This window comes from Prauserella salsuginis, assembly GCF_024648885.1.
In the GTDB taxonomy this organism is placed as follows: Bacteria; Actinomycetota; Actinomycetes; order Mycobacteriales; family Pseudonocardiaceae; genus Prauserella; species Prauserella salsuginis.
This window is the reverse complement of the sequence record NZ_JANBBF010000012.1, coordinates 520,825-531,184: the sequence shown is the minus strand read 5'-3', so window position 1 is coordinate 531,184 and position 10,360 is coordinate 520,825. Positions and strand designations below refer to the sequence as shown.

Annotated in this window: 9 protein-coding genes and 1 rRNA gene; all 10 read right to left on the bottom strand. The window is 69.3% G+C overall.

Features of this window, described 5'->3' with window-relative positions:
* A 16S ribosomal RNA gene (locus LY40_RS20295) occupies positions 1-155 on the bottom strand; the annotation flags it as partial.
* A 428-nt stretch (positions 156-583) separates the two neighbouring features.
* The gene (gene tyrS, locus LY40_RS20290; RefSeq protein WP_183786555.1) at positions 584-1,858 is read right to left on the bottom strand and encodes a tyrosine--tRNA ligase; all 1,275 of its coding nucleotides are present in this window, start codon (positions 1,856-1,858) and stop codon (positions 584-586) included.
* 46 nt (positions 1,859-1,904) lie between these two features.
* A complete protein-coding gene (locus tag LY40_RS20285) occupies positions 1,905-2,531 on the bottom strand; it encodes a DNA-3-methyladenine glycosylase (RefSeq protein WP_183786556.1) in 627 nt (208 codons plus the stop codon).
* A gap of 22 nt (positions 2,532-2,553) precedes the next feature.
* Positions 2,554-3,987, bottom strand: coding sequence for an argininosuccinate lyase (gene argH / locus LY40_RS20280; protein WP_183786557.1), 1,434 nt, complete (start codon positions 3,985-3,987; stop codon positions 2,554-2,556).
* Positions 3,987-5,417 (bottom strand): argininosuccinate synthase, encoded by a 1,431-nt coding sequence (argG, locus tag LY40_RS20275; RefSeq protein ID WP_183786558.1) that lies wholly within the window; start codon positions 5,415-5,417, stop codon positions 3,987-3,989. The genes argH and argG overlap by 1 nt, the downstream gene beginning before the upstream one ends.
* A 23-nt stretch (positions 5,418-5,440) precedes the next feature.
* Positions 5,441-5,989 (bottom strand): arginine repressor, encoded by a 549-nt coding sequence (locus tag LY40_RS20270; protein ID WP_258937835.1) that lies wholly within the window; start codon positions 5,987-5,989, stop codon positions 5,441-5,443.
* Between the two features lie 61 nt (positions 5,990-6,050).
* A complete protein-coding gene (gene argF / locus LY40_RS20265) occupies positions 6,051-6,980 on the bottom strand; it encodes an ornithine carbamoyltransferase (RefSeq protein WP_258937834.1) in 930 nt (309 codons plus the stop codon).
* A 1-nt stretch (position 6,981) separates the two neighbouring features.
* On the bottom strand, positions 6,982-8,169 hold the full coding sequence (locus LY40_RS20260; protein ID WP_258937833.1) for an acetylornithine transaminase: 1,188 nt from the start codon (positions 8,167-8,169) through the stop codon (positions 6,982-6,984).
* On the bottom strand, positions 8,169-9,095 hold the full coding sequence (argB, locus tag LY40_RS20255) for an acetylglutamate kinase (RefSeq protein ID WP_183786562.1): 927 nt from the start codon (positions 9,093-9,095) through the stop codon (positions 8,169-8,171). The genes LY40_RS20260 and argB overlap by 1 nt, the downstream gene beginning before the upstream one ends.
* Positions 9,092-10,243: a bifunctional glutamate N-acetyltransferase/amino-acid acetyltransferase ArgJ gene (gene argJ, locus LY40_RS20250; RefSeq protein ID WP_258937832.1), complete on the bottom strand. Its 1,152-nt coding sequence runs from the start codon at positions 10,241-10,243 to the stop codon at positions 9,092-9,094. Before argJ ends, argB begins: the two co-directional genes overlap by 4 nt.
* Positions 10,244-10,360: the final 117 nt, after the last annotated feature.

Genomic DNA, 10,360 nt, shown 5'->3' with positions numbered 1-10,360 from the left:
CCGGGCTTATCCCAGAGTACAAGGCAGATTACCCACGTGTTACTCACCCGTTCGCCACTCATCCACCCACGCAAGCGCGGGCTTCAGCGTACGACTTGCATGTGTTAAGCACGCCGCCAGCGTTCGTCCTGAGCCAGGATCAAACTCTCCAACAATGCATTGAAAAATCAAATCCAAGCAAAAAACACACAACCACAACCAACCACAAACCGTGATCAACCATGGCCCTGCGCTAGCTCAAAGAAACCCCAAAAAAGGGGCACAAAGCAACAAAACAAAGCTCACAAACACACTGTTGAGTTCTCAAACAACACGCAGTTGGTTATATCGTCAGGGCGCAGTCAGCACCGCACCAAACCTACCGGCTTGTCTTGGGCTGATCGCTCCGACTTGGGAACACCCACTCTACCACGTCTGTGGGAGCTTGGTTCATGTCCCCTCGCCTGGTAACCCGGGGCTTCCGACTTGGCCTTTCGGCTTCCGTCTGCCCGGTCTCCCTGGCGACGAAGAGAACATTACACGTCCGCGAAACCCTCTGAAACAGGGGGGTCCCTTTTTGCGAAACCCCTGGTCAGCGACCTGATCATGCCAGCAGGCGCAGTCCGGCCAGGTTCCGCTTGCCGCGACGCACGACGAGCCACTGCCCGTGCAGCGCGTCGGACTCCGCAGGGCCCCACGTGTCGTCGGTGATCTTCGTGTTGTTCACGTACGCCCCGCCCTCCTTGACGGTGCGGCGCGCGGCGCCCTTGCTCTCCACCAGACCGGTGGCCACGAGCACGTCCACAATGGTCGGCTCGTCGGACAACGTCACCTCGCCGACGGGTACCTCCGCGAGGGCAGCTCGCAACGTCGGTTCGTCGAGCCCGGCCAACTCGCCCCGGCCGAACAGCGCCTGGCTCGCCGCGACGACCTGGGCCGTCTGCTCCGGCCCGTGAACCAGATCGGTCAGCTCCTGCGCCAGCCGCCGCTGCCCCGCCCTGGCGGCGGGCCGCTCCGCCGTCGCCGTCTCGAGTTCGGCGATCTCGTCGCGGTCGAGGAAGGTCAGCAACTTGAGGTACTCGGACACACTCGCGTCCGGCAGGTTGAGGAAGTACTGGTACCAGGCGTACGGCGAGGTCAGTTCCGGGTCGAGCCACACGTTGCCGCCGCCGGTGGACTTGCCGAGCTTGCGGCCGTCGGCGTCGGTGACCAGCGGCGTGGTCAACCCGTGGACCTGCGCACCGTGCACTCGCCGGACCAGGTCGACGCCCGCGACGATGTTGCCCCACTGGTCGGACCCGCCGACCTGGAGCGTGACCCCGTGCCGCTCGTAGAGCTCCCGGTAGTCGTGCGCCTGCAGAAGCATGTAGCTGAACTCGGTGTACGACATGCCGTCGCCTTCGAGCCTGCGCTTGACCGTGTCGCGGGCCAGCATCGTGTTGATCGAGAAGTGCTTGCCCACGTCCCGGAGGAAGGTCGGCAGGGACATGGATCCGAGCCAGTCGAGGTTGTTGACCTCGACCGGCTTCAGGTCGGGGTCGTCGAAGTCCACGAACCGGGCCAGCTGGCCGCGGAGGCGCTGCGCCCATTCGCGGACGGTTTCCTCCGAGTTGAGCGTGCGCTCCCCCACGTCCCGCGGATCGCCGATCAGGCCGGTTCCCCCGCCCGCGAGCAGGACGGGCCGGTAGCCGGCGTTCTGGAAGCGGCGCAGGGTCAGCATCTGCACGAGATGCCCGGCGTGGAGGCTGGGCGCGGTCGGGTCGAATCCCGTGTAGACGGACACGGGGCCGGCGCTGAGATCGCGCCGCAGCGTCTCGATGTCCGTGGACTGGGTGATCAGTCCCCGCCAGGTCAGCTCGTCAAGGATGTGCTCACTCACGCGCCCATTGTCCCCGGCCCGCCGCCGCGGACCGCTGCGGCCCCGGTCACCGGCGCGCGCGACCGCCGCGCCGGTAGGTGCTCACGGCGGGCGACCCGTCGATCCAGAACCGCCACGGCACGTCCTGGGCCGCGGCGACCCCGACCCGCGGCCCGGTGCGGATGCGTTCGGCCGCGACGTCGTCGCCCTGAAGCAGCCGCACCGGCGACGCCCCGTCGGTGAGATCGACGCCGTTGTGCGCCGCGTCGAGCCCCAGCAGTGAGGTCAGGACCGCGGGCCCCTTGGCGACGGCACCGTTACCGCGGGCGGTGGGCCGCCGCGATCGCGCCAGCTCCCGGCCCTCGATCACCTCACCGGCCCGCACGAGCACGGCGCCCGGCTTGCCGTCGGTGAGTCCCACGACATTGGCACAGAAGTGCATGCCGTAGACGAAGTAGACGTACAGATGCCCGGCCGGGCCCCACATCACGTCGTTGCGGGGCGTCCGGCCGCGGTAGCAGTGCGACGCCGGGTCGTCGAGTCCGCGGTAGGCCTCGACCTCGGCGAGCCGCACCCGCACCGTGCCCTCGTCGCTGCGCGATTCGAGCACACAGCCCAGCAGCCACGGCGCCAAGGCGACCGGATCGACGGCGAGGTCGTCACGGCTCACCACCCGCACTGCGTCGTCGATCATGCCGGGCAGGATAGCGTCATCGTCACGGCCGCCCGTCCGCCCGCGCGGGCGTGGCCGCCCACGCCCGGTGCCCGGAGGCACGTTCGACGAGCCGGTCCCGCTGCTCGGCCACCCTCGCCGGGGCGGTCCCGCCCTTGGCGTCACGGGAGGCCACCGAGCCCGCGACGGTCAGCACCTCGCGCACGTCCGCCGTCAACTCCTGGTGGATCGCCGACAACTCGTCGTCGGTCAGGTCGTCGAGACCGACACCGCGTCCTTCGGCCACCCGGACGCACTCGCCCGCCGCCTCGTGGGCGCTGCGGAACGGCACCCCCTTGCGCACCAGCCACTCTGCGACGTCGGTGGCGAGCGTGAACCCGGCCGGCGCCAGCGCGGCCATCCGGTCGGTGTGGAACGTCAGCGTGCCCAGCATTCCCGCGAGCGCGGGCAGCAGCAGCTCGAGGTGCGCCACCGAGTCGAAGACCGGCTCCTTGTCCTCCTGCAGGTCGCGGTTGTACGCGAGCGGCTGCGCCTTGAGCGTCGCCAGCAGGCCCGACAGATTGCCGATGAGCTTGCCCGACTTGCCGCGGGTGAGCTCGGCGACGTCCGGGTTCTTCTTCTGCGGCATGATCGAACTGCCGGTGGCCCACGCGTCGTCCAGCGTCACGTAGCCGAACTCCGCGGTGTTCCAGAGGATGACCTCTTCGGCGATCCGCGACAGGTTCACCCCGAGCATCGCGACGGCGAACGCGAACTCCGCGGCGAAGTCCCGCGACGCAGTGCCGTCGATGGAGTTGTCGACGCTGCCGTCGAAGCCGAGTTCGGCGGCGACCGCCTCCGGGTCGAGACCGAGCGACGACCCCGCGAGCGCACCCGATCCGTACGGCGACTCGGCCGTGCGGGCATCCCAGTCGCGGAGCCTGCTCACGTCCCGCAGCAGCGCCTGCGCGTGTGCCAGCAGGTGGTGCGCCAACAGCACGGGCTGGGCGTGCTGCAGATGCGTTCGGCCCGGCAGTACGGCGTCCGGATGCCGGTGCGCCTGCGCGACCAGCGCGTCGACGACGTCGAGGGCGCCGGTCACGATGCGCCGGGCGGCGTCCCGCAACCACATGCGGAACTGGGTCGCCACCTGGTCGTTGCGGGACCGGCCCGCGCGCAGCTTCCCGCCCAGCTCGGCGCCAGCCCGCTCGAGCAGCCCCCGTTCCAGTGCGGTGTGCACGTCCTCGTCGGCGATCGTCGGCGTGAACGCGCCGGAGGCCACGTCCTCGGCGAGTGTGTCCAGCGCCGCGAGCATGCTCTCCAGTTCGCCGGAGCTGAGCAGCCCGGCACGGTGCAGCACCCGGGCGTGCGCCCGCGATCCCGCGATGTCGTACGGAGCCAGCACCCAGTCGAAGTGCGTCGACGCCGACAGCGCAGCCATGGCGTCGGCTGGGCCGCTGGCGAACCGCCCGCCCCAGAGCTTGACGTTGTCGTTCATCAGTCGGTCCCGTACTCCATGGCGGCCTCGTCGAGCGGCGTGGGTGTCTCGCTCGAGGCCTCGGGGTTGTCGGTGATGCGGTCGGCGCCGCCCGAGGGCAGTTCGCCGAACAGCGTGCCGTTCTCGACGAGCACCTGGCCCTGGTCGAGCGGCTGCTGCGCGTAGAACTCGAGCTTGTGCCGCGAGTCGGCGATGTCGAGGTTGCGCATGGTCAGCTGGCCGATGCGGTCGGTGGGGCCGAACGCGGCGCCCTCGACCCGCTCCATCGACAGGCGCTCGGGGTGATACGAGAAGTTGGCGCCCTCCGTGGCCAGGATCGTGTAGTCCTCGCCGCGGCGCAGTCGCAACGTCACCTCGCCGGTGACCAGCGAGGCGATCCATCGCTGAATCGCCTCCCGCATCATCAGCGCCTGCGGGTCCAGCCACCGGCCCTCGTAGAGCAACCTGCCGAGCTTGCGGCCCTCGGTGTGATAGTTCTCGACCGTGTCCTCGTTGTGAATCGCGTTGAGCAGCCGCTCGTAGGTGATCCACAGCAGTGCCATGCCCGGCGCCTCGTAGATCCCGCGGGACTTGGCCTCGATGATCCGGTTCTCGATCTGGTCGGACATGCCCAGGCCGTGGCGGCCACCGATGGCGTTGGCCTCGACCACGAGCGCGACCGGGTCGTCGAAGGTCCGGCCGTTGATCGCCACCGGCCGGCCCGCCTCGAACCGCACCGTGACGTCCTCGGCCGGGATCCGTACATCGTCATCCCAGAACTTCACGCCCATGATCGGGTCGACGGTCTCCAGCGAGACGTCGAGGTGCTCGAGGGTCTTCGCCTCGTGCGTGGCGCCCCAGATGTTGGCGTCGGTGGAGTAGGCCTTCTCCGCCGGATCGCGGTACGGCAGGCCGTGCTCGGTGAGCCACTCGCTCATCTCCTGGCGCCCGCCCAGCTCACGCACGAAGTCCGGGTCCAGCCACGGCTTGTAGATGCGCAGCTCCGGGTTGGCCAGCAGGCCGTAGCGGTAGAACCGCTCGATGTCGTTGCCCTTGAACGTCGAGCCGTCGCCCCAGATGTCGACTCCGTCGGCCTGCATCGCACGGACCAGCATCGTGCCGGTGACCGCGCGGCCGAGCGGTGTGGTGTTGAAGTACGCCCGCCCACCGGAACGCAGGTGGAACGCACCGCAGGCCAGCGCGGCCAGCCCCTCGTCGACCAACTGCCGCTTGCAGTCGACGATGCGGGCGATCTCCGCGCCGTAGTCCTTCGCGCGGCCGGGCAGGCCGTCGATGTCGTCCTCGTCGTACTGCCCGATGTCGGCCGTGTAGGTGCACGGCACCGCGCCCTTGTCACGCATCCACGCCGCGGCCACGGATGTGTCGAGACCGCCGGAGAACGCGATGCCGACGCGCTCGCCCTTCGGCAGGGACATGAGAACCTTGCTCAATTTCGCTTCCTTACGTTCTGGGGTCAGTCGGGGTCGGTCGGGTGACGGTCGGCCAGCTCGGTCAGCAGGCGGGCCAGTGCGGGGCCACCCGCAGGTTCGCGGGCGATCACCATGACGGTGTCGTCGCCCGCGATGGTGCCGAGCACGTCGCCCAGCGCCGCCCTGTCGATCGCGCTCGCCAGGAACTGCGCCGCACCGGGCGGGGTGCGCACCACGGTGAGGTTGGCCGAACCCTCCGCCGACACCAGCAGCTCACCGAGCAGCCGCGACAGCCGCGACGTGCCGCCCTGCACGCCCTTGACCGGACTGCCGTCCTCCGGGATCACGTACACCGGTGCGCCGGAGTCGGCACCGCGGAGCTTCACGGCGCCCAGCTCGTCGAGATCCCGCGACAACGTAGCCTGTGTCACCTCGACGCCTTCGGCCGCCAACAGCTTCGCCAGTTCGGTCTGGCTACGGATCGCCACGGTCGACACCAGCTCGGTGATCCTGGCCTGCCGCGCCACTCGGGAATGAGTCATCGTCGTGTCCTGCTGGACACCCTCCCCTGTTGTGGCGCGAAAGCGTGCCACAACAGGGGCCCAACCCGGTCGGCTTTGGTGAGCCAGGCTCCGCAAGCTCCGCCATCGTCGCTCACGCAGCCTCCTCACGGTCCATCAACCACGTCAGCAGCGCCTTCTGGGCGTGCAGCCGGTTCTCCGCCTCGTCCCACACCGCGCTCGCCGGGCCGTCGATCACCTCGTCGGTGATCTCCCAGCCGCGGTGCGCGGGCAGGTCGTGGAGCACGATCGTGTCCTTCCCCGTGCGGCGGAGCAGATCGCCGTTGACCTGGTACGGCCGGAACGGGGCGACCCGGTCCTTGCCGTCGTTCTCCTGGCCCATCGACGTCCAGGAGTCGGTCGTCACGACGTCGGCACCGTCCACGGCCGCGTGCGGATCGGTCAGCACCGAGGCGCTGCCGCCCGTTTCGGCGGCACGCTTTTGCACCGCGTCCAGCACCCACGGCATCGGGTGGAACCCCGCGGGGGCCGCCACCCGCACATGCATGCCCGCGGTGACCCCGCCCAGCAGCAGCGAATGGGCCATGTTGTTGGCGCCGTCCCCGAGATAGGTCAGGGTCAGCCCGGCGAGCGAGCCCTTCCGCTCCCGCACGGTCTGCAGGTCGGCGAGGATCTGGCACGGATGGAACTCGTCGGTGAGCGCGTTGATCACCGGCACCGTGGCCACCGACGCGAGCTTGTCGATGCGCGCCTGGGCGAACGTACGCCACACGACGGCGTCGACGTAGCTGGCCAGCACCCGCGCGGTGTCCTCGATCGTCTCCTCGCGCCCCAACTGCATGCTGCGCCCGTCGACGACGACCGGATGCCCGCCGAGCTGGGCGATGCCCACCTCGAACGAGAACCGCGTGCGCGTGGAGTTCTTCTCGAAGATCACCGCGATGGCTCGCGGACCGGCGAGCTGATCGCCGTGCGGCCGCTTCTTCAGTTCGTCGGCCAGATCGAGGATCGCGGACTGCTCGTCCGGTGTCAGATCGTCGTCACGGAGGAAATGGCGTGGCATGTCAGTCCTTTGCCTCGAGCGCCGAGGTCAGCACGGCCGGCAGCGCCGACACGAGCTCACCGGCCTGATCCCGGGACAGGACCAGCGGCGGCGCGAGCCGGATCACGTCCGGCTGGATGGGGTTGATGAGGAAACCGGCTTGCTGGGCAGCTGCCGCGGCCTTGCCCGCGACCGCTTCGGTCAGCTGCACACCGAGCAGCACGCCGCGGCCGCGCACACCCGCGACGAGCGGATGGTCGAGCGCCTCGACACCGGCGGCGAGATCCTTGCCGACCGTCTCCACGTGATCGAGCAGCCCGTCGGTGGAAATCGTGTCCAGCACGGCCAGGCCCGCGGCGCAACACACCGGGTTGCCGCCGAACGTCGTCCCGTGCTGACCGGGCTCGAACAGGCTCGCCGCGTCACCGAAGGCCAGGCACGCGCCGAGGGGCAGTCCGCCGCCGAGGCCTTTCGCGAGGGTGACGATGTCCGGCGTGATGCCCGCCTGCTGGTACCCGAACCAGCTGCCGAGCCTGCCGATGCCGGTCTGCACCTCGTCGACCACGAGCAGCGCACCTCGGGCTCTCGTGATCTCCCGTGCCGCCTGCAGGTATCCCTCCGGCGGGACGACGACACCGTTCTCGCCCTGCACCGGCTCGACGACGAACGCCGCGGTGTCGTCGTCGATGGCTGCCTCGAGCGCGGCGACGTCGCCGTACGGGATGTGTTCGACACCGGGCACGAGCGGTTCGAACGGCTCCCGTTTGGACGGCTGGCCGGTGAGCGCGAGTGCGCCCATCGTGCGGCCGTGGAACCCGCCGTCGGTGGCGACGACCTTGGTGCGGCCGGTACGCCGGGTGAGCTTGAACGCCGTCTCGTTCGCCTCGGCGCCCGAGTTGCAGAACAACGCCTTGCCGCCGGCAGCACCGGACAGCTCCAGCAGCCGTTCGGCGAGCGTCAGCGCAGGCTCGTTGATGTAGAGGTTGGACGTGTGGCCGAGCGTGCCGACCTGGCGCGTCACCGCCTCGGTCACAGCCGGGTGCGCGTGGCCGAGCGCGTTCACCGCGATGCCGGTGAGGAAATCCAGATACCGCGTGCCGTCGGCGTCCCACACCACCGCGCCCTCGCCGCGCGCCAGCGACAGCTGCGGAGTGCCGTAATTGTTCATCATCGCGGCCTGCCACCGCCGCTGGTAGTCCTGATTGGACATTACAAGCCCTCCTGCGAACCGTCGGGCAACACCATCGTGCCGATGCCGCGTTCGGTGAACACCTCGAGCAACACCGAGTGCGGGATCCGGCCGTCGATCACGTGCCCGCTGCTGACACCACCGCGGATGGCGCGCACGCACGCCTCCATCTTCGGGATCATCCCGCTGGCCAGCTCCGGCAGCATCACCTCGAGCCGGCTCACCCCGATCTTGTCGATCAGCGACGAACGGTCCGGCCAGTTGGCGTACAGGCCTTCGACGTCGGTCAGCACGACGAGCTTCTCGGCCCCGAGCGCATCCGCGAGCGCACCCGCCGCCGTGTCGGCGTTCACGTTGTGCACCACACCGTCGGCGTCCGGGGCGACCGTCGACACCACGGGGATCCGACCGGCGTTGACGATGTCCTGCACCGCATCCGGATTCACCCCGGCGACCTCGCCGACCAACCCGATGTCAACACTCTCGCCGTCCACCGTGGCCTGTTTCCGTTCGGCGGTGAACAGGCGCGCGTCCTCCCCCGAGATACCGACCGCGTACGGACCGTGCGCGTTGATCAGGCCCACCAGCTCCCTGCTGACCTGGCCGACCAACACCATCCGCACCACGTCCATGGTCTCCGGCGTCGTGACGCGCAACCCGCCCTTGAACTCGCCATCGATGCCGAGTCGGTCCAGCATCGAGCTGATCTGCGGCCCGCCACCGTGCACCACGACCGGGTGCACGCCCGCCAGCCGCAGGAACACCATGTCCTCGGCGAACGCGCGCTTGAGCTCGTCGTCGACCATCGCGTTGCCGCCGTACTTGACGACGACCGTCGCGCCGTGGAACCGCTGCAGCCACGGCAGCGCCTCGATCAGCACGCCCGCCTTCTCCGACGCCGTGGCCAGGCGCTCGTCGGCGGGGACCAGGGATTCCGGATCACTCATGTCGAATACGCCGAATTCTCGTGCACGTACGCGTGCGTCAGATCGTTGGTCCAGATCGTGGCCGACTCCGTCCCCGCCTTCAGGTCGACCGTCACGCTGACCTCGCGCTCGTTCAGGTCCACCAGTTCGCGCGAGTCCCCCGGCTCGCCGCCGCGGCAGATCCACACGCCGTTCATCGCCACGTCGAGCTCACCAGGCTCGAACACCGCGCCGGTCGTCCCGACCGACGCGAGGATCCGGCCCCAGTTCGGGTCCTTCCCGAACACCGCCGCCTTGAACAGGTTGCTCCGTGCGACCGACCGGCCCACCTCGACCGCGTCGTCCTCCGACGCCGCGTTCACGACCTCGATGGCGATGTCGTGATTGGCACCCTCCGCATCGGACAGCAACTGCTGGGCCAGGTCGTGGCACACCTCGGTCAGCCGCGCCGTGAACACCGCCTCGTCGGGCTTGACCCCCGAGGCGCCGCTGCTCATGAGCAACACCGTGTCGTTCGTGGACATACAGCCGTCCGAATCGAGGCGATCGAAGGTCACCCGCGTCGCCGCCCGCAACGCGCGGTCCGCCACCGCGGAATCCAGCTGCGCATCGGTCGTGATCACCACCAGCATCGTGGCCAGCGCCGGGGCGAGCATGCCCGCACCCTTCGCCATCCCGCCGACCGTCCAGCCGTCGCCGGAACGCTCCGACTCCTTGCTTCGCGTGTCCGTCGTCATGATCGCCTCGGCAGCCGCGGTCCCACCGCCGGCCGACAACGCATCCGCCGCACGCTCGATACCCGCCGAAAGCTTGTCGCGGTCCAGCTGGTCACCGATCAGGCCCGTCGAACACACGACGACGTCGATCGCACCCATGCCCAACCGCTCGGCCACCAGCTCGGCACTGGCATGCGTCGTCTGGAATCCCTCCGGCCCCGTGTAACAGTTCGCACCACCGGAGTTGAGCACCACGGCCTTCGCCCGGCCGTCCGCGGTAACCTGCTCACTCCACAACACCGGATTCGCCTTGCACCGATTCGACGTGTAGACACACGCCGCCACATCGGACGGACCGTCGTTCACCACGAGCGCCACATCGGACGTGCCACTCGCCTTCAGCCCCGCCGTGACCCCCGACGCCCGAAAGCCCTGGGGAGACGTGATCGTCATGGTGTCGCCTCCAACGTTCGCGATGCGGCCGCAGCCCCCTGCGCCGCATCCGCGCCTACAGGTACGTCGGCGGCATGCTCCACCGCCTCCGCGGGAACAAATACGTCGGCGGCATGC

Bases quoted from the DNA above. Each gene is read 5' to 3' on its own strand.
- LY40_RS20260 (WP_258937833.1), bottom strand. From the start codon at position 8,169: ATGTCCAATCAGGACTACCAGCGGCGGTGGCAGGCCGCGATGATGAAC.
- argF (WP_258937834.1), bottom strand. From the start codon at position 6,980: ATGCCACGCCATTTCCTCCGTGACGACGATCTGACACCGGACGAGCAG.
- argB (WP_183786562.1), bottom strand. From the start codon at position 9,095: ATGAGTGATCCGGAATCCCTGGTCCCCGCCGACGAGCGCCTGGCCACG.
- LY40_RS20285 (WP_183786556.1), bottom strand. From the start codon at position 2,531: ATGATCGACGACGCAGTGCGGGTGGTGAGCCGTGACGACCTCGCCGTC.
- argJ (WP_258937832.1), bottom strand. From the start codon at position 10,243: ATGACGATCACGTCTCCCCAGGGCTTTCGGGCGTCGGGGGTCACGGCG.
- argH (WP_183786557.1), bottom strand. From the start codon at position 3,987: ATGAACGACAACGTCAAGCTCTGGGGCGGGCGGTTCGCCAGCGGCCCA.